The sequence below is a fragment of the Sporosarcina sp. SAFN-015 genome, from assembly GCF_059415085.1.
The window spans coordinates 224,802-249,503 of sequence record NZ_JBPFDR010000003.1 but is presented as its reverse complement, the minus strand read 5'-3'; the positions used below and the strand labels follow the sequence as shown (position 1 = coordinate 249,503).

The 24,702-nt window shown below is 42.0% G+C and carries 23 protein-coding genes; 20 read left to right on the top strand and 3 right to left on the bottom strand.

Features of this window, described 5'->3' with window-relative positions; genetic code table 11:
* The first annotated feature begins 108 nt into the window (after positions 1 to 108).
* From mutS to hfq, 7 genes are all read left to right on the top strand, one after another.
* On the top strand, positions 109 to 2,676 hold the full coding sequence (gene mutS / locus ACR65H_RS07050) for a DNA mismatch repair protein MutS (protein ID WP_440499451.1): 2,568 nt from the start codon (positions 109 to 111) through the stop codon (positions 2,674 to 2,676).
* A 65-nt stretch (positions 2,677 to 2,741) separates the two neighbouring features.
* Positions 2,742 to 4,646 carry a DNA mismatch repair endonuclease MutL gene (gene mutL, locus ACR65H_RS07045; protein WP_440499450.1) on the top strand — a complete coding sequence of 635 codons (1,905 nt, stop codon included), beginning with the start codon at positions 2,742 to 2,744 and terminating at the stop codon, positions 4,644 to 4,646.
* A gap of 43 nt (positions 4,647 to 4,689) precedes the next feature.
* Positions 4,690 to 6,183 carry a glycerol kinase GlpK gene (gene glpK, locus ACR65H_RS07040; RefSeq protein ID WP_440499449.1) on the top strand — a complete coding sequence of 498 codons (1,494 nt, stop codon included), beginning with the start codon at positions 4,690 to 4,692 and terminating at the stop codon, positions 6,181 to 6,183.
* Between the two features lie 14 nt (positions 6,184 to 6,197).
* A complete protein-coding gene (locus ACR65H_RS07035; protein WP_440499448.1) occupies positions 6,198 to 7,847 on the top strand; it encodes a glycerol-3-phosphate dehydrogenase/oxidase in 1,650 nt (549 codons plus the stop codon).
* Positions 7,844 to 8,752, top strand: coding sequence for an alpha/beta hydrolase (locus tag ACR65H_RS07030; protein WP_440499447.1), 909 nt, complete (start codon positions 7,844 to 7,846; stop codon positions 8,750 to 8,752). Before ACR65H_RS07035 ends, ACR65H_RS07030 begins: the two co-directional genes overlap by 4 nt.
* 2 nt (positions 8,753 to 8,754) lie before the next feature.
* On the top strand, positions 8,755 to 9,705 hold the full coding sequence (miaA, locus tag ACR65H_RS07025) for a tRNA (adenosine(37)-N6)-dimethylallyltransferase MiaA (RefSeq protein ID WP_440499446.1): 951 nt from the start codon (positions 8,755 to 8,757) through the stop codon (positions 9,703 to 9,705).
* Between the two features lie 41 nt (positions 9,706 to 9,746).
* On the top strand, positions 9,747 to 9,971 hold the full coding sequence (gene hfq / locus ACR65H_RS07020; RefSeq protein WP_251694746.1) for an RNA chaperone Hfq: 225 nt from the start codon (positions 9,747 to 9,749) through the stop codon (positions 9,969 to 9,971).
* Between the two features lie 50 nt (positions 9,972 to 10,021).
* Here the strand turns inward: hfq and ACR65H_RS07015 are convergent, their stop codons facing one another.
* A complete protein-coding gene (locus tag ACR65H_RS07015) occupies positions 10,022 to 10,630 on the bottom strand; it encodes a trimeric intracellular cation channel family protein (RefSeq protein ID WP_440499445.1) in 609 nt (202 codons plus the stop codon).
* Positions 10,631 to 10,768: 138 nt separating this feature from the next.
* On the opposite strand from ACR65H_RS07015, the gene ACR65H_RS07010 reads away from it, so the two are divergent.
* A complete protein-coding gene (locus ACR65H_RS07010) occupies positions 10,769 to 12,028 on the top strand; it encodes a methionine gamma-lyase family protein (protein ID WP_440499444.1) in 1,260 nt (419 codons plus the stop codon).
* Positions 12,029 to 12,748: 720 nt separating this feature from the next.
* Here ACR65H_RS07010 and lexA read toward each other — a convergent pair.
* Positions 12,749 to 13,369, bottom strand: a complete 621-nt coding sequence (lexA, locus tag ACR65H_RS07005) for a transcriptional repressor LexA (RefSeq protein WP_440499443.1) — start codon at positions 13,367 to 13,369, stop codon at positions 12,749 to 12,751.
* Between the two features lie 203 nt (positions 13,370 to 13,572).
* Here lexA and yneA point away from each other — a divergent pair, with 203 nt between their 5' ends.
* The 9 genes from yneA to ACR65H_RS06960 all read left to right on the top strand — a co-directional run bounded on the left by yneA (position 13,573) and on the right by ACR65H_RS06960 (position 20,087).
* A complete protein-coding gene (gene yneA, locus ACR65H_RS07000) occupies positions 13,573 to 13,890 on the top strand; it encodes a cell division suppressor protein YneA (protein WP_440499442.1) in 318 nt (105 codons plus the stop codon).
* A 12-nt stretch (positions 13,891 to 13,902) separates the two neighbouring features.
* The gene (locus ACR65H_RS06995; RefSeq protein ID WP_440499441.1) at positions 13,903 to 14,553 is read left to right on the top strand and encodes a YneB family resolvase-like protein; all 651 of its coding nucleotides are present in this window, start codon (positions 13,903 to 13,905) and stop codon (positions 14,551 to 14,553) included.
* A 184-nt stretch (positions 14,554 to 14,737) separates the two neighbouring features.
* On the top strand, positions 14,738 to 14,971 hold the full coding sequence (locus ACR65H_RS06990) for a DUF896 domain-containing protein (protein WP_440499440.1): 234 nt from the start codon (positions 14,738 to 14,740) through the stop codon (positions 14,969 to 14,971).
* Between the two features lie 104 nt (positions 14,972 to 15,075).
* The gene (gene tkt / locus ACR65H_RS06985) at positions 15,076 to 17,082 is read left to right on the top strand and encodes a transketolase (protein ID WP_440499439.1); all 2,007 of its coding nucleotides are present in this window, start codon (positions 15,076 to 15,078) and stop codon (positions 17,080 to 17,082) included.
* Between the two features lie 170 nt (positions 17,083 to 17,252).
* Positions 17,253 to 17,699 carry a sporulation inhibitor of replication protein SirA gene (sirA, locus tag ACR65H_RS06980; protein ID WP_440499438.1) on the top strand — a complete coding sequence of 149 codons (447 nt, stop codon included), beginning with the start codon at positions 17,253 to 17,255 and terminating at the stop codon, positions 17,697 to 17,699.
* A 121-nt stretch (positions 17,700 to 17,820) separates the two neighbouring features.
* The gene (locus ACR65H_RS06975) at positions 17,821 to 18,057 is read left to right on the top strand and encodes a YneF family protein (RefSeq protein ID WP_060208743.1); all 237 of its coding nucleotides are present in this window, start codon (positions 17,821 to 17,823) and stop codon (positions 18,055 to 18,057) included.
* A 606-nt stretch (positions 18,058 to 18,663) separates the two neighbouring features.
* Positions 18,664 to 19,290 (top strand): kinase, encoded by a 627-nt coding sequence (locus ACR65H_RS06970; protein ID WP_440499437.1) that lies wholly within the window; start codon positions 18,664 to 18,666, stop codon positions 19,288 to 19,290.
* Positions 19,291 to 19,301: 11 nt separating this feature from the next.
* Positions 19,302 to 19,544 (top strand): DUF4190 domain-containing protein, encoded by a 243-nt coding sequence (locus tag ACR65H_RS06965; protein WP_440499436.1) that lies wholly within the window; start codon positions 19,302 to 19,304, stop codon positions 19,542 to 19,544.
* Between the two features lie 48 nt (positions 19,545 to 19,592).
* Positions 19,593 to 20,087 carry a hypothetical protein gene (locus tag ACR65H_RS06960; RefSeq protein WP_440499435.1) on the top strand — a complete coding sequence of 165 codons (495 nt, stop codon included), beginning with the start codon at positions 19,593 to 19,595 and terminating at the stop codon, positions 20,085 to 20,087.
* Between the two features lie 362 nt (positions 20,088 to 20,449).
* Here the strand turns inward: ACR65H_RS06960 and ACR65H_RS06955 are convergent, their stop codons facing one another.
* Positions 20,450 to 20,764 carry a hypothetical protein gene (locus ACR65H_RS06955; RefSeq protein WP_440499434.1) on the bottom strand — a complete coding sequence of 105 codons (315 nt, stop codon included), beginning with the start codon at positions 20,762 to 20,764 and terminating at the stop codon, positions 20,450 to 20,452.
* A gap of 234 nt (positions 20,765 to 20,998) precedes the next feature.
* On the opposite strand from ACR65H_RS06955, the gene ACR65H_RS06950 reads away from it, so the two are divergent.
* The 3 genes from ACR65H_RS06950 (at position 20,999) to ACR65H_RS06940 (ending at position 24,551) form a co-directional block, all read left to right on the top strand.
* The gene (locus tag ACR65H_RS06950; protein WP_440499433.1) at positions 20,999 to 21,520 is read left to right on the top strand and encodes a sigma-70 family RNA polymerase sigma factor; all 522 of its coding nucleotides are present in this window, start codon (positions 20,999 to 21,001) and stop codon (positions 21,518 to 21,520) included.
* Positions 21,513 to 22,892, top strand: a complete 1,380-nt coding sequence (locus ACR65H_RS06945) for a DUF4179 domain-containing protein (RefSeq protein ID WP_440499432.1) — start codon at positions 21,513 to 21,515, stop codon at positions 22,890 to 22,892. Before ACR65H_RS06950 ends, ACR65H_RS06945 begins: the two co-directional genes overlap by 8 nt.
* A 210-nt stretch (positions 22,893 to 23,102) precedes the next feature.
* Entirely contained in the window at positions 23,103 to 24,551 is a 1,449-nt protein-coding gene (locus ACR65H_RS06940; protein WP_440499431.1) for a beta propeller repeat protein, read from the top strand.
* Positions 24,552 to 24,702 lie beyond the last annotated feature (151 nt).

The window sequence follows — 24,702 nt, the reverse complement described above, 5'->3', positions numbered from 1 at the left end:
CCGGATAAGCTTCCGGCTTTTTTTAAATTCGGGATTTTCCGCTTTGTACCTGTGAGGCTTCATGTTTTGATATAATAAAGAAAACGACAGATATTGCGAGGTTCTGGAATGACTACATATACACCAATGATTCAACAATATTTACAAGTGAAATCAGAATATGAGGATGCATTTCTATTTTTCCGTTTAGGAGACTTCTACGAAATGTTTTTCAACGATGCAATTGAAGCATCCAATATTCTTGAAATTACTTTGACGAGCAGGGACGGAGGAAGTACTGACAAAATCCCGATGTGCGGTGTGCCTTTTCATTCAGCTGAAGGATATATTGAGACGTTGGTCCAAAAAGGCCATAAAGTGGCAATCTGTGAACAAACGGAGGATCCACGGGCGGCTAAAGGGATTGTGAAACGGGAAGTCGTCAAAGTAGTAACACCGGGAACAATTATAGAAGGCAAATCTTTAGATGCCAATGCGAATCATTTCATCGGGGCTGCCGATCAGTTGGATGAACGACGGTATGCTTTGGCGTATGTCGATCTAGCAACGGGTGAAGGAAAGGCTGAAATTATTAAAGGTGATGAACGTACATTGATTGGCGAGATTGAAGCGCTCGGAATGAAGGAGATCGTCGTCCGGGAACGGTTGCATCTTACATTAAATGAATGGATGGCGAAAAGGGATATCGTCCTTTCGATGGAAAATGGGGAGGACATGCACTCTAAAACTGCTCAGCCGCATGTTCCAAGTGAATTGAATGAGGCATGCGATATTTTAGTTTCTTATTTGAAACGCACTCAAAAAACATCTTTGGATCACCTGCGTCCTTTTGAATATATCCAAAAATCCGGAAAGCTATCAATCGATGCCAATTCAATGCGCAATCTCGAGCTTGTCCAATCCATCCGGAGCGGAAGCAAAGAAGGAACGCTTTTCTGGCTGCTTGATGAAACATCGACAGCGATGGGTGCAAGGAAATTGAGAATTTGGATTCATCAGCCTCTGGCGGACAGGGTTGCGATAGAGGATAGATTAACGATTGTTTCCGACTTGATTGAAGATTACTTTCTTCGAGATGAATTAAAAACAGCTTTGAAGGAAGTTTATGACCTTGAACGGTTATCAGGAAGAATTTCCATGGGAAGTGCAAGTGGTAGAGATCTTGCACAACTTCGAAATTCCCTTCGACGGGTGCCGCATTTAAAAAATGCTTTACAACAATCTGGCCACGAACGACTCCAACGATTTTCTGAACAAATCGATCCGTGTCCGGAAGCGCTTGATCTTTTGGAAGTGTCTATTGCAGAAAATCCTCCGCTCTCTGTCAAGGAAGGCGGCATTATCAAAGATGGTTACCACGAAAAGCTGGACCAGTATAGAGATGCTTCGAGAAACGGCAAGGAATGGCTAGCTGGGCTCGAACGCGAAGAACGGGAACGTACGGGCATTAAAAACTTGAAAATCGGCTACAACCGCATTTTCGGCTATTTTATCGAAATTACTAAATCCAATATCCATCTTGCGGATTTGAGCCGTTATGAGCGCAAACAGACGCTTGCCAATGCGGAGCGCTATATCACTTCCGAACTGAAGGAAAAGGAAGACCTGATCCTGAATGCCGAAGCGGAAGGGCAAGAACTGGAATATACACTTTTTTGCACTGTGCGAGACGAAATGAAAAAATATATCCGCAAAGTTCAAAGGTTGGCTAGCGTCCTGTCCGAGTTGGACGTACTCTTATCATTCGCCGAAGTATCCGAGAAGCAAAGATTCGTCAGACCGCAATTCCATGACGGACGGGCCTTGGAAATTAAAAATGGAAGACATCCCGTCGTCGAGAAGATGATGGATCATTCATTATACGTGCCGAATAGCTGCAAACTGACCGAGGACGCAAACATGCTGCTCATAACAGGTCCGAACATGTCTGGTAAAAGTACATTTATGCGGCAAGTGGCATTGACAGTCATCATGGCTCAAATCGGCTGCTATGTGCCTTGCGAGTCCGCAACTCTTCCTGTGACAGATCAAATATTTACGAGAATCGGAGCGGCGGACGACCTGGCATCCGGTCAAAGTACGTTCATGATGGAAATGATGGAATCGAAATATGCAATTGCGAATGCAACTAGCAATAGCTTGCTCCTTTTCGATGAAATTGGAAGAGGAACGTCGACATACGACGGAATGTCACTTGCCCAGGCAATGATGGAATTCATCCATAATGAAATCGGTGCTAACACATTGTTTTCAACGCATTATCACGAGCTGACCAAATTGGACATCGAATTGGAAAGACTAGCGAATGTACATGTGGCTGCTATGGAGCAGGAAGGAAGAGTCGTCTTTCTCCATAAAGTGATGGCGGGTCCGGCGGATAAAAGTTATGGTATCCATGTTGCGCAGCTAGCAGGACTTCCGGACACAATCGTCGTCCGTGCTAAGGAGCTCCTTGACGCTTTTGAAAATGCAGAACAGGCGGCTGCCGCGCCTTCGGCATCCGAGCAATTGACGTTCTTTGATTTGCAGGAAGATCCTGACCCGGTGTCGGAAGTGGACAAGTCCGTTTTAGAGCAGATGAAACAGACAGACCTCTTGAACTTGACACCGATGCAGGCGATGAACTTGATCTTAGATTGGCAAAAACAATTAAGTACGGCTACGAAAGCGGATTGATGATTTACGACCAGCTTGCCTATTGCTATTCATTTTCATAACCAAAAGACATAAGGAGGGATTCAATGGATATCATTTCAGTCATGGATGATTCATTATCGAATAAAATCGCTGCAGGGGAAGTCGTTGAGCGACCAGCTTCGATTGTAAAGGAATTGGTCGAGAACTCGATTGACGCGGATAGCACATCGATTGAAATTGCGCTTGAAGAAGCGGGCCTTACATCCATTCGGGTGACCGATAACGGAAAAGGGATGTCACGTCACGATGCTGTCCTTGCGTTTGAGCGCCACGCAACGAGCAAAATATCGAATGAACATGATCTGTTCCGGATCAGGACTCTTGGATTCAGAGGGGAGGCGCTTGCCAGTATCGCTTCCGTATCCAAGGTCAGCCTCTTCACGTCTGATGGTGAAACGGAAGGGACGGAAGTGCAGCTTGACGGCGGCATCGTTCTGAAAGAATCCAACGCAGCATTCAGAAAAGGGACCGATATGACAGTATCGCAACTATTCTATAACACGCCGGCTAGGTTGAAATATATGAAAACAATCCAGACTGAGCTAGGACATACAATCGATCTCGTCAACCGTCTTGCGCTTAGCCATCCCCATATCTCTTTCAAGCTATCCCATCATAGCCAGACAATCCTGCATACATCAGGCAGCGGAGATCGGCGTAAAGTCCTTACAGATATTTACGGTATGGCGGTCGCGAAGAAAATGGTTCCGTTCAACGGGGAAAACTCCGATTTTAAAGTGGATGGATACGTTACTCTACCTGAAATGACAAGGGCATCCAAAAACTATATGACTCTTATCGTCAACGGAAGATGGGTGAAGAGCTACACAGCAAATCAAGCAGTGCTCGATGGATTGCACACCTATTTGCCGATCGGACGCTTCCCGATTGCAGTCATCAACGTTGAAACAGATCCGTTTTTAACAGATGTCAACGTGCACCCGTCCAAACAGCATATTCGCCTTAGTAAAGAGGGTGAACTGTTTGCCCTTATCAAATCATCAGTTCGCGAAGCGGTGAAAAGATCTATTATCGTTCCGGATGCTGTGAAACGTGAGCCTGTCAAAAGAATGCCTTCTGAGCAGGTAAGCATGTGGAATGAATTCCAGCCTTCAAATATTCGGAAGGAAACGACAGTTGAACGAGAGGAATTAGAAACGAAACAGGTAGTGGCTCAGTTTGAGAAGGAAAATTCTAAACCAGAAATGGAACTGTTCGAAAAGAAGCCAATCCAAACTGTTTACGAACCTATCGCCAAGCAGGAATATGTGCAAGCAGACTTGCCTGAGAAAGTGATGGAAGAACAAGAGGTATTGGATAATCTTGAAGTACCTGTTACCGAAACAATTGAAGTGAAGGAAAAAAGATTCCCTTCACTCGTTCCGGTCGGTCAAGTCCACGGCACGTATATCGTCGCTCAAAATGAAGACGGATTTTATATGATTGATCAGCATGCTGCTCAAGAACGCATCAAATATGAATTCTTTAGAGATAAATTGAGTAAAGTGGAACAGGATGAAAGGCAAATGTTGTTAATGCCGCTCATTTTCCATTATTCAGGCGATGAAATGGTGAAAATAGAAGAGAATCGGGAAGCGTTAAATGAGGTAGGCGTCTTTTTGGAGGAGTTCGGCCCTTCCTCTTATACAGTTAAGGAATATCCAGCGTGGTTTCCGGCAGGAGAAGCGTCGACGCTTATCGAAGAATTAATAGAGCAAGTGCTGACGAACCGGAAGACTGATATCGGCAAACTACGGGAAGAGACTGCAATTATGATGAGCTGTAAACGGTCCATTAAAGCGAATCATCATCTATCGATTGCAGATATGGAAAGATTGCTGAATGACCTGTCGCTTGCGGAAAATCCGTATACATGCCCTCATGGACGACCAGTCTTGGTACATTTTTCAACTTATGAAATTGAAAAGATGTTTAAGAGGGTAATGTAAAAAATGAATAGTCTCTTATATTGAACGAGGGGGAGGAATGAGGATGGGTGAGTTCATATTAACGATTGACCAAGGCACGACGAGTACGAGGGCAATACTGTTTAATCGGAAAGGCGAGATCGTTCATACGGCACAGCGGGAATTTAAGCAGATTTTTCCGAAGCCCGGCTGGGTCGAACATAATGCGAGTGAAATATGGGGTTCTGTCTTATCCGTCATCGCCTCAGTCTTGACTGAAAGCGGACATCAGCCAAAAGATATTGACGGAATTGGAATTACAAATCAACGAGAAACGACAGTTATATGGGATAAGAAGACTGGACAACCTGTCTACAACGCGATTGTTTGGCAATCAAGACAATCACAGCCGATTATCGATGAATTGAGGAATAGTGGTAAACAAGAAAGCGTCCGTCAAAAGACTGGGTTGCAACTTGATCCTTATTTCTCAGGTTCAAAAGTTAAATGGATTCTCGATGAAGTAGAAGGCGTTCGGGAGCGGGCGGAAAAAGGCGATCTGCTTTTTGGAACGATTGATTCGTTCTTAATTTGGAAGCTTTCGAATGGAGCCGTCCATGTCACCGACTATTCCAATGCATCAAGAACGATGCTTTTCAATATCCATGAGCTGCAGTGGGATAAAGATCTATGCGAAATGTTGGATGTCCCGATGAATATGTTGCCTGAGGTGAGAATGTCCTCTGAAATCTATGCTAATACCGACCCATCTGTTTTCTTTGGGGCTTCCATCCCGATTGCCGGGGCAGCGGGAGATCAACAATGCGCCTTGTTCGGGCAAACTTGTTTCCATAGAGGCATGGCAAAAAATACGTATGGCACTGGTTGCTTCATGTTGTTGAATACGGGCGAACAGCCGATGATTTCCGAAAATGGGCTTCTTACAACGATTGCATGGGGTCTGGACGGCAAGATTACATATGCACTAGAAGGAAGTGTGTTCGTCGTGGGCTCTGCCATACAATGGCTTAGAGATGGGTTGCGTATGATCAATAAGGCTGCGGATTCGGAAATGTACGCGAAGCGTATTGCATCCACGGATGGTGTGTACGTAGTTCCAGCGTTCGTCGGTCTAGGAACTCCGTATTGGGATTCGGATACGAGAGGGGCTGTATTTGGATTGACACGCGGAACGGAAAAAGAGCATTTCATCCGGGCTACAGTCGAATCGCTCGCCTACCAAACGAAAGATGTGCTTCTGACGATGGAAAAAGATGCAGGCATTGACATCGATATTTTGCGAGTTGACGGAGGGGCTGTCGCCAATACATTCCTTATGCAATTCCAAAGCGATTTGCTTCAAATCGAAGTGGAGCAATCGGCTTATTTAGAGACGACGGCACTTGGAGCGGCTTACCTTGCGGGACTTGCAACAGGCTTTTTCGAATCTTGCGAGTCTGTCGAAGCATTATGGGCAAAGGAAAAGACGTATTCACCAATAATGGAAGTGGAAGAGCGCGATGCCCTATACAACGGATGGATAAGGGCGGTTGAAGCGGCGCGGACTTTTAAATCTTGACTGGAGGAGAGCGAATGATGTTATCATCGATCACAAGGCCGAAAGTGAAACAGTTCATGCGCGACTATCAGTTTGACTTGCTCGTCATTGGCGGTGGAATCACCGGTGCAGGCATAGCATTGGATGCGGTTACAAGGGGATTGTCCGTTGCATTAATTGAGATGCAGGATTTTGCGGCAGGAACGTCGAGCCGCTCAACAAAGCTCATCCATGGCGGGTTGCGGTATTTGAAGCAGATGGAGTTAAAGATCGTTTCAGAAACTGGCAGGGAAAGAGATATCGTCTATCAGAATGCTCTTCATGTGACGGAGCCTGAGCGAATGCTGCTCCCTTTCCATAAAGGAGGCTCTTTTGGAAAGTTGTCAACTTCCGCAGGCCTCTTCGTCTATGATAAATTGGCAGGCGTCAAAAAAGAGGAGCGCCGTGAAATGCTATCCGCCGAAGAGACGCTAGCTATGGAGCCGTTATTGAAGGAAGATGGCCTGCTTGGCGGGGGACATTATGTGGAATACCGGACGGACGATGCGCGACTCACTATTGAAGTAATGAAAAAAGCTGCTCAAAAAGGTGCGCTCTGCTTAAATTACATGAAGGCAGAGCAATTTAACTATGATGACGGAAAAGTAAAAGGCGTGTTAGCTCGTGACATGCTCACTGGAGAAGAGATTGACATCAGTGCCTCAGTTGTCGTCAATGCGACGGGTCCTTGGGTAGATGAAATACGGGCGAAAGATGAATTGTCTAACGACAAACGATTACGGTTAACGAAAGGGATCCATATTGTCATCGATCAGTCGATTTTTCCTTTACGTCAAGCAATCTATTTTGATTCTCCCGACGAACGGATGATTTTTGCCATTCCAAGAGGCAACAAAACATATATAGGCACGACAGACACATTTTTTGATGGCGACCGTTCCAATCCGATTGCGAGCGAGGAGGACATTTCATACTTACTGGATGCCATTCATTACATGTTCCCGTCTGTTAAAGTCGAGCGAAAAGACGTTGAATCGACTTGGGCAGGTGTACGGCCGCTCATTTACGAGGAAGGGAAAGATGCATCCGAAATTTCGAGGAAAGATGAAATTTGGGAAGCGGGAAGTGGATTGATTACAATTGCAGGAGGCAAATTGACTGGATATCGTAAAATGGCCGAAACTGTCGTAGACCATGTAGTGAAGCGTCTACCAAAAACGTCGTTTGGTCCGTGTATAACGGAGCATCTACCGTTATCTGGCGGAGACTTTGGAAGTGAAGAGCAGTTCACTATTTTTACTGAAAGTAAATCGAATGAAGCGGAATTATACGGAATTTCGAAGCAAGAAGGTGAGATGCTCGCTTCCTTGTATGGCACGAATGTTGACCAAGTCTTTAATTATGTCAGTGCCGTTTCGACAGAGAATTCCATTTTACCAGCGATTTGGAAAGCGGAAATCCTCTATGCGATCCATTACGAAATGGCAATGACGCCTTCAGATTTTTTCATAAGAAGGAAGGGAGATTTATTCTTCAATATTTCGTATGTCAAGCTGTATAAAGAGGCGGCAACCGATTATATGGGAGCCATCCTATCCTATACAAAAGAAATGCGAGAGCGCTATCTTCACAAGTTGGAAGAACATATAAAAGAGGCTGAGGGGAAGGTTGGTGAACGAGTTTGAATGAACAAGCGTTGATGATGTCCGATCGTGTTTGCATCCATACGGTTTACGCGCAGCCTGATGTGAATCCAATCGCTCACATCCATATTATGCATGGGATGGCCGAGCATATAGGACGCTACGAACAGTTCATAGCATATCTCGTAAACGAAGGCTTCGCCGTATCCGGGCATGATCATCGAGGGCATGGCCAGACAGCCTCATTAAACGGGAAATTGGGACATTTCGGCGATTCGGTCGGCTTTGATCGGATTGTAGAAGATGCGCAAGAAATCATCGACTTTTACAAGGCTAAATTCCAAGCACCCCGAATGATACTGTTCGGCCATAGCATGGGCTCATTCGTAGCTAGAAGATATGCCCAGAAATTTGGCAGTGAACTTGATAAGCTTATTTGTTCGGGCACAGCAGGCGACCCTGGTGTAAGCAGAGTCGGAGGACAAGCGTTAGCGCATTTGAAGGGCAAAACAACGACATTCAGCGAGCCTGACTATTTTATTAATAAATTAGTATTCGGCGGTTTTAACAAAACAGTCGGCACGCAGAAAACACCATTCGATTGGTTATCGAGAGATAAAGAAGCCGTAGAAAAATATATTAATGATCCATTATGTGGATTCGTGCCGACTACCCGTTTTTTCATCGATCTGTTCGAAGGTCTTGAAAAAATAAATGATCATTACAACATAAGACAAATTCCTAACAGCTTGCCGATCCTTCTTCTTTCTGGATTAGATGACCCTGTTGGCAATAAAGGAAAAGGCGTCTGGCAGGCTGCAAGGCAATTTACCGATGTAGGCATCGAGGATGTAACGGTCATGCTATACGAAGGCGGACGGCACGAAATGTTGAATGAAGTGAATCGGGAACAAGTATTTAAGTTTATAAAGGATTGGATAATATAAGAATGAAACAAACAAATAAAGTCATTGCAATTGTCGGTCCGACTGCATCAGGTAAAACGGCATTAAGCATTGAACTTGCCAAAAGACTGAATGGAGAAATTATAAACGGGGATGCGATGCAAGTATATAAAGGCTTGAATATCGGTACTGCGAAAATCACCGAAGATGAAAAGGAAGGGATTCCCCATCATCTGTTCGACATTAAGGAACCGACCGATTCATTTTCCGTAGCGGAATACCAGTCTACTGTTAGAAATTGCATCGAAGAAATCCAAAATCGCGACAAACAACCGATCATCGTCGGAGGAACAGGATTATATATACAGTCAGTCCTATTCGATTTCAGATTTACCGATGAGGCAGGCGATGAAAAGATCAGAGCCGAGTTGGAAGAAGAACTGAAAACGGAAGGCGGGGCCGAGCGTCTATACAACCGTCTTCAGAAACTGGACCCTGCAAGTGCAGAAAAAATCCATCCAAACAACCATAGACGTTTAATACGCGCGCTTGAAATAATTGAAGTGACCGGTAAAACGAAAAACGAGCACGAGCAAGGGGCAGGTGCAGCGCCTAAATACGACCACCTCATTGTCGGTTTAGATTTGGAGAGGGAAGTCCTCTATGAAAGGATTAACCGAAGAGTGGATCTCATGATGGAGGAGGGTTTGCTTGAAGAAGCGAGAGGCCTATGGGAAAATGGCATCCGTGATGTCCAGTCAGTTCAAGCAATTGGATATAAGGAACTGTATCAACATTTTAAAGGCTTCCTCTCTTTGGAAGAAGCCATCGAGTTAATCAAAAAACATACTCGCCATTATGCGAAACGTCAAATGACATACTTTAGAAACAAGGTAGAGATTTCCTGGTTCGATGCACATTCAGACAAGGGAAAAATTATAGATGGAATTTTATCGATTTTAAAGGGTTTTGAAGAGGCTGAATCGAATAAGTAAAAAGGCAAGAGAAATATAGAAGCAATTGGAGGCTGGGGTGTATGTCACAAGGCAATATGCAAGAAACTTTTTTGAACTCATTACGGAAAAATAACACGTTTGTCACTGTATTTCTATTGAATGGTTTTCAGTTGAAAGGTCTTATCAAATCTTATGATAATTACACCGTTCTTTTGGAATCGGATGGCAAACAGCAATTAATTTACAAACACGCAATTTCCACATATGTACCTGCAAAACCAGTCGTGTTAAAGGACGAAGAATAACAAGCATATGTCCCAATGAAGGAACAGGTTCAACATACCTGTTCCTTTTTCTATTTGTTATATTCATTTTCGCCACGCGGCAATTCCCAGTGAAAACGATAAGAAAGAATACGTAAAGCCGCGACTACAACGAGCAGTGCGTATAATGCCCAATCGTAGCTATGAAGTCCGATGCCCACAAAAAAACCTGCTCCAGCCGCCCATATTGCATATATATCTTTCTTGAAGATAAGGGGGCGTCTGCCTGCAAGCAGATCCCTGATCACACCTCCGCCTGCACCGGTCAAAACGGCAGCAACCATAACCGCATAAAGTGACATATTCATATTGACTGCTAACATGGCCCCTTGAATTGCAAAAGCGGCTAGTCCGATGGCGTCAAAATAAGTGCCCCACCGATTCCAATGCCTAATAATAGATTTCGAAAAAAAGAAAATGAATGTAATTAATATCGAAGCGACGATGAAAAGAAAGTTCTGGTTCCATAATACAGTAGCCGGAATTCCGAGAAGAACATTTCGAACTGCACCTCCACCGAACGCCGTTACCATCCCTAATATATAGACACCGAATATATCATATTTTTCTTCTTGCGCAACTAATGCTCCGGAAACGGCGAAAGCTGCCGTACCGATAAAACTGAATACTTCCCAAGCCAATCATGTTCCTCCTAACTTCAAACAAAACAATTGTATATCAAAATACGTACTCCGCCAATACCAATCGTTTTTCATTGACCTATTCCATGAGACTGATAAGATATTATAGTGACTATTTGTAGGAATGAGGAAATTGAAATGATGATACATGAATTTGCTTCCGAAATCGAAAAGAAGGCGGAAGAAACGGAACAAACACTTGCCCCTTATTTTAAAGACGTGGAAAAGACAGCTTTTTTCAATCAAAGAAAAGTGCTGGCAGCATTCCGAAAAAATATGGTGAGCGATTTTCATCTAACCGGCTCGACAGGCTACGGATATGATGATAGCGGCAGGGATGTGCTTGAACAAGTATATGCAGACACTTTTGGCGCGGAAGCATGTCTCGTCCGCAATCAGATCATCTCAGGGACACACGCAATTTCTTTAAGCTTGTTCGGCGTATTAAGACCAGGTGATGAACTTCTCTATATAACAGGAAAACCATACGACACGTTGGAATCAATCGTATCCGGCAATGGTGAGGACACTGGGTCGCTCATTGATTACGGAATTACATACAAGCACATCGATTTGAAAGAAGACGGCACAGTAGATTTCGAAGAAGTAAAGAAGAATATCCATACCAAGACGAAAATGGTCGGTATACAACGTTCAAAAGGATATTCGGACCGTCCTTCTTTCCGTGTAGATGAAATCGGTGAAATGGTACAATTCATCAAATCGGTGAACCCTCACATTATTGTATTTGTAGACAATTGCTACGGTGAATTTGTCGAGACGAAAGAGCCGGTAGAAGTAGGGGCCGATTTAATGGCAGGATCGCTCATCAAAAATCCAGGAGGAGGTCTTGCAAGAACCGGTGGATACATTGCGGGACGTGCCGACCTTGTAAAAAAATGCGCTTATCGTATGACGTCGCCTGGAATTGGTGCGGAGGCAGGTGCATCACTTGATACGCTGCTGGAAATGTATCAAGGCTTCTTCCTTGCTCCCCACGTCGTTAGCCAAGCAGTGAAAGGCGCTCTTTTTACAGCTGGTTTCCTCGATAGCTATGGATTCGATACGACACCACATTATTCGGCTAAGCGAACAGATTTAATACAATCCGTAAATTTCGGCAACGCTGAGCAGATGATCGCTTTCTGTCGAACAATCCAAGAAAACTCGCCGATCAATGCGCATTACGCTCCCGAACCATCGTATATGCCGGGTTATTCCGATGACGTCATTATGGCTGCAGGAACATTCATACAAGGTTCCAGTATCGAGCTCACAGCAGACGGTCCGATCCGTCCGCCATACACGGCTTATGTACAAGGCGGTTTGACGTACGAACATGTGAAAGCGGCAGTCATGTCTTCTGTAGATAAGTTATTAAAAGATAAGATGATGTAAGGTAGTTAATGAAATAAGATAGGGCTGTCCGGACAGGTTAAGTATAATCTACCTTCTGGATAGCCTTTTGTATATTTGATTATAACAATCATCAAGCGCTCAACTATTCCGATAAGCGCTCAACAATTCGATAAAGCGCTCAACAAACGCGGCAAGCGCTCAACAATCCTGATAGTGCTCAAGAAACGCAGCAAGCGCTCAACAATTCGATAAAGCGCTCATAAGACGCAGCAAGCGCTCAACAATCCTGATAGCGCTCAAGAAACGCAGCAAGCGCTCAACAATCCTGAAAAGTGCTCATGAAACGCAGCAAGCGCTCAACAATCCTGAAAAGTGCTCATGATACGCAGCAAGCGCTCAACAATCCTTGAAAAGCGCTCATAAATCGCAGCAAGCGCTCAACAATCCGTAAAAGCGCTCAAGAAACGCAGCAAGCGCTCAACAATTTGATAAAGCGCTCAAGAAACGCAACAAGCGCTCAACAATCTAGAAAAGCGCTCAAGAAACGCAACAAGCGCTCAACAATCCAGAAAAGCGCTCAAGAAACGCAGCAAGCGCTCAACAATCCAGAAAAGCGCTCAAGAAACGCAACAAGCGCTCAACAATCCGTAAAAGCGCTCATGAAACTCAATAAGCGCTCAAAAGGCGCAACTCAATAGAAAAAAGACTGTCTCGCAAAGTCGAATCGACTTTCCAGACAGTCTTTATCAATTTATTTCATTAATGAATCTGACGATACACGCCTACGACTTTACCTAGAATGGAAACTGAATTGACGATGATCGGTTCCATCGATTCATTTTCCGGCTGCAAACGGAAATAATCCTTTTCTTTGAAGAAACGTTTCACTGTCGCCTCATCTTCTTCAGTCATTGCGACTACAATTTCTCCATTATTAGCTGTATGTGTCTGTTTTACGACGACATAATCCCCATTTAATATCCCAGCTTCTATCATACTATCTCCTACTATTTCAAGCATGAACAGCTTATCATCAGACGTGCCATATGTATCCGGCAACGGGAAATACTCCTCAATGTTCTCAATTGCAGTAATCGGCAATCCAGCGGTAACTTTTCCGACTAACGGAACATGCACAACACCAGATTTAAGCGCAGTCAAACCTTCCGGATCTAGTATCTCGATTGCTCTTGGTTTTGTCGGGTCTCTGCGGATATAACCTTTACTTTCTAATCTAGCTAGATGTCCATGCACGGTTGAACTTGAAGCTAGTCCGACAGCCTCTCCAATTTCACGAACGGAAGGCGGGTATCCTTTAAGTTTCACTTCATCTTTTATAAACGTTAGGATATCCTGCTGTCTTTTTGAGATTTTTTTCATTTTTCCACCCCTCCAATTAATAGAATCAATAATTAGCAAATGTGCGAACGAACGTCCGTATCCACAATTGTTTCTTACAAAGAGTATAACAGGTGTTCGGGCAATTGGCAAACAAAGGTTCGAAAGTTTTGTTGACTTCTAAAAATTCGTGTCCTATAATGGGAACAAGTATTCCGAACAAACATTCTTGGAGGGGTTTTTTTATGGCTTTCATTCAAAAATATGGCTTTATCCTTTTGATTCTACTTCTGTGCACTGCTTTTACAATTGCAGGCGTCATGAAAGAAACGAAGTCTGCTTCAGATTCGTTCATTGAAATTACAATATCGGAGGGCGATACTCTCTGGGGGTTAGCTAGAAATTATTCTGAACAAGATCACCCGAAAAAATGGATTGCAAAAGTAATGGAAATAAACGATATGGAATCCACGACGATCAAATCAGGAGAAACATTGAAATTGCCGCAATTGGATCCGCTCATGCATGATACAATGTTGACTGAATTGGCAGGAGAAGAATAAGGGGGGGAGAAAATGAAGACATGTGTCATTTATTGCCGTGTCAGCACGGAAAAAGATTCACAGGAAGTCTCACTAGCGAGACAAGAAGAGGAACTGAACCGGCTTGCGGACGAACTTAGTCTGAAGGTTGTACATATATTTAAGGAAAAGCATAGCGGCTATGATATGGAACGGGAAGGGCTGCTTGACTTATTAGATTGCATACGTGACGAAAAGATAGATGCAATTCTCATCCAGGACGAAACAAGACTGGGCAGAGGGAACGCTAGAGTCGCTATCTTGCATTTGCTTGCAAAGACAAACACCGAAGTCATTACAAACCACGATAACGGGGCATTGAAATTGAACGAAATGGACACAATGCTGCTAGAAATACTGGCGATCGTCGAAGAATATCAACGAAAATTACATAATGCCAAGATTCGCAGGGGGATGAAACGGGCGGTCCGCGATGGATACAGGCCAGAACGGAATTTAAAAAATAAAGGCAACCTAGAAGGACGCGAACGGAAAGAAGTTCCCGTTAGTGAAATCGTCTCATTACGGCAAAAAGGCCTCACTTTCGAAGAAATCGCAGGCGTATTAAGAGGCCTCGGCCATAACGTAAGCAAAGCAACGGTCCACCGCCGATATAAAGAATATGAACAAGAGCAGGAAGGCTGATTTGTTGCACTTCCTGCTCTTTTTGTATACCTTCAAAGTATAGTTTTAATGAGTTTCACTTCAATTGTTAATGGTATTATTGTTATTATTATTAAAGTTTTATTAGGATTGAAGCGGAAAGCGTCCGCCTGAAGCGTAAATCCGGTGTACAATTGCATGTGGACAACACAACTGGAGGAATTCGATGTTATCAAAAGATAAAATTAAACGTATCAACGAACTATCAAAAAAGTCGAAAACAATCGGCCTATCAATCGAAGAAGCAAAAGAACAAACACAACTGCGCAAAGAATACCTAGAAACATTCCGTTCATCCATGCGTGACACAATCGAAAACGTCAAAGTAATCGACCCCGAAGGCAACGACGTTACACCCGACAAAGTGAAAGACGCACGCAACAAGAAGTTCCTCAACTGAACATCTGGACATAGAATGGATTGTATTTCATCTATGAATTGACTACACTATAGATGGTATAACAATTGCAACTACAAGATAAAGCACGGGAAAGGATGTTCTGAATGACCGAAAAGATTGACCAATTAGCAATAAACACAATACGAACGTTATCCATCGATGCGATCGAAAAGGCGAATTCCGGCCACCCGGGATTGCCAATGGGCGCTGCTCCGATGGCTTACACATTATGGACGAAGCATATGCACCATAACCCTTCGAATCCTGAATGGTTCAACCGCGACCGTTTTGTCCTCTCGGCAGGTCACGGCTCCATGCTGTTATATAGCTTGCTCCACTTAAGCGGCTATGGATTGCCTATGGAGGAATTGAAATACTTCCGCCAATGGGGATCGAAAACACCTGGGCATCCTGAATACGGCCACACAGTAGGTGTTGAAGCGACAACAGGGCCGCTTGGTCAAGGAATCGGTATGGCAGTCGGTATGGCAATGGCTGAAAAGCATTTGGCAGCAACGTATAACCGTCCAGGTTTCGACGTCGTCGACCACCATACATTCGCTCTTTGCGGCGACGGAGACCTTATGGAAGGCGTGGCGGCAGAGGCGATTTCCCTTGCAGGTCATTTGCAATTGGAAAAACTAATCGTCCTTTACGACAGCAACGACATCTCCTTGGATGGAGATCTAGATATGTCATTCACGGAAAATATCCGTAAACGTTTCGAATCATACGGCTGGAACTATATCCGCGTGGAAGACGGCAATAATATCGGTCTGATTTCAAAAGCGATTGAAGAGGCTAAAGGTAATTCAGGAGGCCCGACAATCATCGAAGTGAAGACGGTTATCGGATACGGTGCGCCGAATAAATCCGGAAAAGCCGATGTTCATGGAGCTCCCCTTGGAGAAGACGAGATGAAGTTGACGAAGGAATACTACAAATGGACATACGAAGAAGATTTCTGTGTTCCTGAAGGCGTCTATGAGACGTTCAAAGAGGCGACTGATGAGTTGGGCGTTAAGAAGGAACAGCAGTGGAATGAGCTGTTTTCACAATATGAAAGCGAACATCCTGAGTTAGCTAATCAATTGAAAGCTGCCATCAAAGGTGAAATGCCTGAAGGACTTCAAGAAGCGCTTCCTACGTATGAAGCCGGATCATCCCATGCAACTCGATCAGCTTCAGGAGACGCAATCAATGCCATTGCTAACGTATTGCCTTCATTCTTCGGAGGCAGTGCAGACCTTGCTGGTTCAAACAAGACGACAATCAAAGGTGCAGGGGACTTCCTCCCAGGCGATTTCTCAGGCCGTAACATTTGGTTCGGCGTCCGTGAATTTGCGATGGGTACTGCTTTGAATGGTATGGCGCTTCATGGTGGTTTACACGTGTTTGGCGGAACGTTCTTCGTATTCAGTGACTATGTAAGACCTGCAATCAGGCTTTCTGCTCTTATGGGAATGCCTGTCACATACGTGTTTACACATGATAGCGTAGCAGTTGGTGAAGATGGTCCGACGCATGAGCCGATCGAACATCTGTCTTCCCTTCGTTCAATGCCAGGATTGACAGTCATCCGCCCAGCAGATGGCAATGAAACTTCAGCTGCATGGAATATTGCGGTTTCATCGAAAAACAGACCGACAGTTCTAGTGTTATCCCGTCAAAACTTGAAAGTATTGCCGAAATCGGGCGAACTTGCAATGGATGGCGTGAAACGCGGTGCTTATGTAATTTCTCCTTCCGAAAAGGAAGTGGCGGATGGGATCTTAATTGCTACAGGTTCAGAAGTGAATCTTGCTGTTGCAGCACAAACAAAACTACGGGCAGATGGAATCGACGTTGCAGTCGTTTCAATGCCTTCATGGGATTTGTTCGAGCAACAGGATGAGCAATATAAAGAAACTGTACTGCCGAAAGCAGTGAAAAAACGTCTATCTATTGAAATGGGTGCATCTTTAGGCTGGCATAAATATGTTGGCGATGAAGGTGGAGTCATAGCAATCGACACGTTTGGCGCAAGTGCTCCAGGGGAAAAGGTTATTGCGGAGTATGGCTTCACTGAAGAGAATGTAGTTCGTGAAATGAAAGAAATCCTAGGTCGTTAATTATTGCCGCTTCGAAATGTCATAAGACTACTATTTCGAAGCGGCATTTTTTTAATATCATTTAGACTCATTATTAAAAACCTTTCGACAACATTAGTGTCTTTCTTTACCGTGTTTTGACAAACTTTTTACTTTAGTTGGGATAGACTATGTAAAAGGAGGGAACAGTCGTGAGAACTTATGATATTTATAAAGTTAAGAAAAGATACCAATCATTTATTCTAGGCAGAGAAGGCCTTCTCTATGATTTGCTAAAGGATCATGCGCAAGAAGAGCCGATGCAGGAAGTTAAGTATTTATGTGATGAAATTGAAGAATCCGCGATTGACCAAGCAATCCTCAGCAATTTGGGAAAAAGCTTTACGACAGTCGAAAGTGATGATGGAGAATATAAATTATCTCATCCGATGAAAGGGTCGATCCATATCTCGCTGACCCCGTATTCTCTTCAAGCGTATTGCGATGGTTCACGCATGCTCGATCTAGACTTGTTCGTTGCATTATCTGGAGCGGATGATCGTTTTTTTGCCGTGATGGACGAGCATGGCGAATGGGGCTGGCTGAAGCCTATTAAACAAGAAGCTCAGCTCGGGAACAATCGAACATTCCTGTTTTAAGATTCAATTCGACATTATATATAATTATTTACTCCCAGTCATTGCTATCCTCCGTCCCTTTGTTGTATAATCCATCATGGTAGAGTATTCTCGAATCACGGTAGTGAAGGAGGTAAAGCGGATGAGCACGATTTGGGTAATCCTCATTGCCGTCGTCGCGTTAATCGCAGGTGTGGCCCTCGGATTTTTCATTGCACGTCAATATATGATGAAATATTTGAAGGAAAACCCGCCGATCAATGAACAAATGTTACGTATGATGATGATGCAAATGGGACAAAAACCTTCACAAAAGAAGATTAATCAAATGATGGCGCAAATGAACAAAGTAAGTGATAATGCAGGCAAGAAAAAATAAGCTAACTTATCTTCATTTGAAGTTTCGGACAAGCTATCGAAATCTCGATGTAATCGACAAAAACCACTTTTTACTGATCAGATCAGGAAAGTGGTTTTTTATATTGCCTTATTTTCTTCATTTGCTCTTTAAATAGCCAGTTGTACGTTCTGGTTGTGATGCAAATAGCTTTTATGTAATTGCGAATCCTGTTGATTGTGATGCGAAATGGTTAATTTTCGTTGCAGGCGGTTTTCTTTGTGTTGCAATCATTTCATTGTGTTATGGCACGCTTTCGTTTCATTGCACCATATGCAATCGGATAACCGGCTTTCTCAATACAATTTCCAACCACTCCTATCTATGAAAGGTACAGCGCAACTTTTTAAGATATGAAACGTATTACTAATAATCGGAAAATTATTATGTGCACTGTAAGAATCAGACCAGTTAGTAAAAAATAAAGGAGATGCAATATGAATAACTTTATGTATACATTATATGCCTTAATTTTAGGCATCATTTCTTTCTTTACTGGTGAAATTGTTACCTTTATAATGCTCGGGTTTATTTTAATCGCCCTGATTAATATCAATACAACTCTTAAAAAAATCACTACGAAAAAAGATGAATAGAAAAGTTAATGAAACCGCGGAAACGTTATATGCTCAGTTTACAAATCGCTCTACTAAAAATCGGCCTCTAATCGTCGGGATAGATGGACTAGGAGGCGCAGGTAAAACTAGTTTCATCGCAGAGTTGAGCCGAGAGTTAAAAGGTTATAACTGTGAAATCGATATGTTTCACCTGGATGATCACATTGTTGAAAGGAATAAACGTTATCAAACGGGTTACGAAGAGTGGTACGAATACTATTATTTGCAATGGGATATCGAAGGATTAAAATCGAATTTACTACAACCTTTGCATATTCGCGACCAACTCAATTTGCCACATTATGAAAAGTCTACTGACGTAATTTCCACTAGGCAGGTTGATGTGTTAAAGGACAGTATCGTACTAATTGAAGGTATATTTCTACAAAGGAAAGAATGGAAATGCTTTTTTGATTTTGTTATTTTCCTGAATTGTCCCTTTGAATTAAGGCGAGAAAGGGTATTGCGTCGTGATTCTTACTTAGGGGAATACCAAGCGAGATTGAAGAAGTACAAAGATAGATATTGGTTAGGAGAACAATACTACATGGAGACAGTCAACCCTCTCAGCACTGCGGATTTAGTAGTAAACTATTAAGGGGGAGAAAAGTGAATAAAAAGGAAGGTATTAACGGAAAAGCACTCGTATCTATAGTATTAGGGATTCTAGCATATGTAACGCCGTTAATTGGATTTGTTTTAGGGATTATTGGACTTTTTCTATCCATCGTAGTGATAAATGAGATCATTGGAACAAAAGTGAGTGGCGCTGGTATTGCAACAATGGGTTTAATTATTTGTATTGCAGGCATGGTACATCAATCACTTTCAGTCCTAAAATTAATTTGTTAAGTCGCTGATCGAATACAAGTCTAATGTAATAGGGAGGGGAACAAACTTTTGCTCCATAAAATCATTTATCCAATATTAATATTCCTTATTTCCATATTAGTGGTCCTTGTTATGTATTTGAATCACCGAGATATCCAAAATGACTATTATTACTTAAGACTCTCAGGAGAAAGCACACATTGGAAGCTAACTGATTATCAGATAGAAATAGATCCGAAAAACACATTTTCAGGAAACGGGATATTATATTTCAAATCAGAGAACGGTGATCATACTACCCAGTACTATAACTTGAGTATGCGCGCTATCATAAATAACGAAGAAACGTCATTACATGGTCAAATAGTATCAGGACCCGAATATTTTCAGAACGGAGTTAAAATAGGGAGTATCGAAGGTCCTTCTCCTATTACGAAAAGTGGAGATTCCTTAACGTTTAAAGATATAGATGAAATATACACAGTGATTCGATGGGATGAAACAGGTAGTGGAAATACGCAAGAAGAGACTATCCTATTATATTCTAAAGAAGTAAAAGAATAAGCGCGCGCAATATTAAACAATTTGACTGTCCATCAAATGAGTGCGATTTATTTCAGGCAATGCGGTAATTTAAATAGAGATGTAGAGAGGATGATTTAGATTCAGGGATTCCACCCTTGATACTGCGATAAATATTATATCTAAATGTTGCTTTACTCTAAGAGCATTCAGCTGCAAAGATGATTTTTTTCTTATTCATCTAACGGGGGAGTTTAGCAACTCATTTTTTATATCTAAAATATTTTTTCAATGGAAGGAAGAGTAGGGAAGATTACTAGAAAAAAACGCTCAAACATTAAATTTCTGAGCGTTTTTCTCTCTGTTTACCTAAACCGTTAAATGGACGACACAATCTTGTTATATCAGTACGCCAACCTAACTTCTAAATCCATTTCAATTTCACTCATAGAAAAGAAGGTTGTTAGTCTTCTTGTAATAGATTCAACCAACGCCTCCGCCATTTCATCTGGAATCGGCTTTTGATAAATCATCGTGAATCCGATAAAGCAGTCATCGATCGGATTAAAGGCCGTCCCACCTTCGCCTTCCCCTTTGCTAACGACTTCCACGAAGCCTGCGAGGACAATTGTATTCAGAATCCCTATATGCAGAATGTTTTTCTCCCGTTCAGTTAATCCTGTACGGTCTTTAATTCTAATGTGAATACCTTGTTTCAATTCTCCAACTCCCTTTGTTCGACTCTTCACAAGTTTACAATAGCATCTTTGGGAAGTACATACTTTTTCCAATTTTTCGCAACTATAGTCATACTGCCGCTTAACTTTTGAAGTTAAAATAAAAGCGGGGGAATGGGAGCATAAGTTTCGCAATGGAAATTTATTATGATTTCTAAAAACCTTTTTCCTAGTTGTAGGTCTAATAAATAGAGGCAAAGTAAAAGAGGTGACATTTTGAGTGAGGAAATACTAGTTCAGAAAGCAATTAAAGGCGACCAAGAAGCATTTCTTGCATTAATGCATTTATATGAAGAAGCATTATATCGAACAGCTATATCTTATATGAAAAATGAAGGAGATGCACTGGAGGCCATCCAAGAGGTGACCTATAGGGCCTATCGAAGTATAAAAACGGTAAAGCAGCCTGCCTATTTTAAAACTTGGCTGATCCGAATCATGATGAATTATTGTCAAGATATCCTCAAGAAAAGCAGGAGGGAAGTGTTGGAGGAAACACTACTTATGAAACATGGAATTATCGAAGACTTTACATTTTTGGAAGTTGAAGAGGCACTTTTAAACTTATCAGACTACGAGAGAGAGTTATTGCACTTGAAGTATTTCGAAGATGTAAAGATAAAAGATATAGCGATTATGTGGAATACCCCTGAAGGAACGATTAAAACACGTTTACATAAGGCATTGCGTGCTCTTCGGGCAGTATTTGAAGAGAAGGGGGAGATTAAGCGTGTTTGAGGAGGAAGAAAGGAAATTGGAGCAGAGAAGGAAATCCATTGAACAAATCGAAGTACCAAAGGACAAGCTGCATTCTGCCGTACAAAATGGATTCGAGAAAGCCAAAAAGGAACAGTTGTTAAAAAGAACGAAATTAAGGAAACGAAGTTCATGGTCAATCGTAATTGCTGCAATCCTTCTCGTCTCTTTTATTACAAGTATCTCTGTATCACCTGCATTCGCCAACAAGATCGCATCTATACCAGGGATGGAACGCATTGTTGGTTTAATATATCATGATAGGGGATTAACCGCTGCAGTTGAAAATGACTTTTATCAACCTTTGAATCTCTCTCAAGAAAAGAATGGTATTACAGTGACTCTTGATGGGGTAATTGCGGACAAAAAGGGTATGGTTATTTTTTACTCAGTCCGAACAGAAGATATGGACGTAGGCTCGCTCGAACTAACATACCAAAGGCTAAGGTCAAAAATGAATTTTTTATATAGTTATGAGTTTATAACTTCCACCTTTCCCTTAACCCCAAATACAGATGAAAAAGTTTTCAGCGGATCTGAATATATTGAGAAAATAGTACATGATAAAGACTTATCTTGGGCGATAGGATTAAAGAATGGAGAAAAAATTGAGCATTTCAATATTCCTTTCGCATATGAAAAGACGGAAGTTGACAGTAAGAATTTTATTGTGGATAAAGAGTTTGAAATTGAAGGTCAGCGTTTTAAAGTGAAAGAATTAATAGTAGATCCAATACGTACAGTTGTTCAAATAGAGGAAAATCCTAATAATACGAAGAAACTTCTTGCTCGTCCGTTTGATGAGTTAGAACTGGTGGACGAAAAGGGTAGGAAATGGTCTGCTCTTCCGGGAAATGCATATAAACCAATACCGACAAGTAATATCTGGGTAGTCCCATTAAAAGAAAGCTTTTACTTTTATGAACCACAAAAGTTATCATTATCGGTTGGGAAAGTATCAGCGATGGACAAAGAGGAAGCCCATATTTTAATTGACACGGAATCCGAAAAATTTATAGATCAACCTTCTCAATCGATATTTTCAAATTTACAGGTAAAGGATAATACTGTAAGTTTGTCAGTGAAAATCGATAAAGAGTACGATACGAATATGGTTAGGTTTATAAAATTTATAGATGCTAATGAAAAAGAATTTTATATACACTACGGTGGACGCACACCACCCCCTTCTAACTATGTAAAAGGTTCAAGAATGATCTCCCCGGGAGAAGTGAAAATCGAATTTGAGCTTCCAAACAAAGCGCTTTCTAATTTTGCAAGTCCAATCCGGTTGGAACTCGATTTTTACCCATCTTGGATAGAAGAGGACGTAAAAGTTGATATCAAACAGTGAAAAAATTCACGGAATCATAACAATACACCTTCCATGGGTAGAGGACGGCATCTAAGACTGGTGAAACGCCGTAATTGCAAACGGCAAAAAACCACTTTCAACTGATGTGAAAATCAGGAAAGTGGTTTTTATATTGATACGAAGGATATTAGCGACTATTTTCCCCATCCTATAAAAACACAATATTTAGGATGAAGGGATGGTGGAATTTTGAATTTCTATAAAAAGGTTTCTTTCCTGTTACTGATTTTTTTGGTTCTTGTAAATGTGAAGGGTAATGAAGGAATCGCTGCAAATGGTGAAGTTACGTTAAAAGAAGCGATTGACATTGGATTCCAGAGAGCAAAAGAATGGAATGTAAACGCCACTCTTACAGGAGCGAACAGTGTGGATGAAACGATGGGAGGATCCAGAGGCGAAACAGGAAAACGATTCAAATGGTTTGTAACCTTTATGGTTCCAGACACAGAGGATCATTTAATCATTGGTATCTCCGAAATGAAAATAACTGTGTTTGAACCAATTAAGCAATCTCCAAATCCGACAATACCTCACGGTGAGATAAAATTGGATAGCACTGATGCTCTCCAAATAGCAAAAGATAAATACAAATTAAAACAGGGAAAAGATTGGGCGACCGGTTATCATTTTACATTGGATAGTATCGAGGGTGAGCCTATTCTAACAGTGGTTGGAAATGATCGAGATAACCGTTTTACCCGGATTTCGATTAATGCTAAAAATGGAGATGTGGTCAGTGCCATTCATAAAGTACCGTACGGGGGAGGATTGCTATCCATACGTAATGGCTCGGAACATATTTCTAAAAAAGGGATGGCGATTACGGGAGTGGTTGCTGGAAATAACAAGTTAGTCGTATGGGGTGACAAAAAGCCAACACAATTTAGTACAACCAAGAAGCCATTTATTGAAATGAGTGATGGCAATGGAGAAACATGGAAAGTTCTGGAAGCTGGGGGGTATGTAACACATGCTTGGTTTGATAGGAATGATCGGTTATATGCAGCAACGGAAAAGGAGTTATGGACGGATATTACCTCAAAAAATAAAGGTTCGAAAATCCTTTCTTTAGACCAGGCGATTGAGCACGTAGATTATTCAAGTAATAACCATATAGCTGTGCTATCAAATGAAACTATTTATTATACAAAAAATCAAGGGGAGAGTTGGAAAGAGGCTCTTGTTCCTAAACCATTTTATGTAATTCAAATATCGGATAACGGTGATTTGATAGGACTCACCGAAGAAAGAAAGATCTTGCAAAAGAAAAAGGATGGGTGGAGCGAGATTCCCCTCCCGGATCTTAATGAAGCACCTTATGATATGAAGGTGATTCATAATAGGCTCTACATCACAACAAAGAGTGGAATTTGGTCCCGAAACTTAAAAGAGGAAACATGGAGTGAAATTCCAGCTGACGAAATGGTCGTTAAATTTATTAAAAAAGGTGAAAAACTATTCGGATACGGTCAGGGTGACGCAATTTATTCCATCGACACAAACGATGAAAGAAAACCTAAAAAAGTATTTGATGCGGTTGATCGTATCGTTTATGACATTGACTTCATGGGGGATACGTTATGGGTTGCAACCGTACCAAATTATTCGTGGGAAGAAATGACGGTGCCAAATGAATAAAACAATACTATGCATAACCATTCTTACTTTTCTTATCTTAAGTTTTAATGCAACACATTAAGAGTAATCGGTTTCGAAGGGGCACATAGCCCGCCATACCAGTTAATACGTATGACGATACTTATACCCGATGACAAAGGGAATGCCGGAT

Coding starts and splice junctions, on each gene's coding strand:
- ACR65H_RS06990 (WP_440499440.1), top strand. CDS start 14,738: ATGTTATCAAAAGATAAAATTAAACGTATCAACGAACTATCAAAAAAG.
- mutS (WP_440499451.1), top strand. CDS start 109: ATGACTACATATACACCAATGATTCAACAATATTTACAAGTGAAATCA.
- tkt (WP_440499439.1), top strand. CDS start 15,076: ATGACCGAAAAGATTGACCAATTAGCAATAAACACAATACGAACGTTA.
- hfq (WP_251694746.1), top strand. CDS start 9,747: ATGTCACAAGGCAATATGCAAGAAACTTTTTTGAACTCATTACGGAAA.
- lexA (WP_440499443.1), bottom strand. CDS start 13,369: ATGAAAAAAATCTCAAAAAGACAGCAGGATATCCTAACGTTTATAAAA.
- mutL (WP_440499450.1), top strand. CDS start 2,742: ATGGATATCATTTCAGTCATGGATGATTCATTATCGAATAAAATCGCT.
- ACR65H_RS06975 (WP_060208743.1), top strand. CDS start 17,821: ATGAGCACGATTTGGGTAATCCTCATTGCCGTCGTCGCGTTAATCGCA.
- glpK (WP_440499449.1), top strand. CDS start 4,690: ATGGGTGAGTTCATATTAACGATTGACCAAGGCACGACGAGTACGAGG.
- ACR65H_RS06995 (WP_440499441.1), top strand. CDS start 13,903: ATGAAGACATGTGTCATTTATTGCCGTGTCAGCACGGAAAAAGATTCA.
- ACR65H_RS07035 (WP_440499448.1), top strand. CDS start 6,198: ATGATGTTATCATCGATCACAAGGCCGAAAGTGAAACAGTTCATGCGC.
- miaA (WP_440499446.1), top strand. CDS start 8,755: ATGAAACAAACAAATAAAGTCATTGCAATTGTCGGTCCGACTGCATCA.
- ACR65H_RS07010 (WP_440499444.1), top strand. CDS start 10,769: ATGATGATACATGAATTTGCTTCCGAAATCGAAAAGAAGGCGGAAGAA.
- ACR65H_RS06970 (WP_440499437.1), top strand. CDS start 18,664: ATGAATAGAAAAGTTAATGAAACCGCGGAAACGTTATATGCTCAGTTT.
- yneA (WP_440499442.1), top strand. CDS start 13,573: ATGGCTTTCATTCAAAAATATGGCTTTATCCTTTTGATTCTACTTCTG.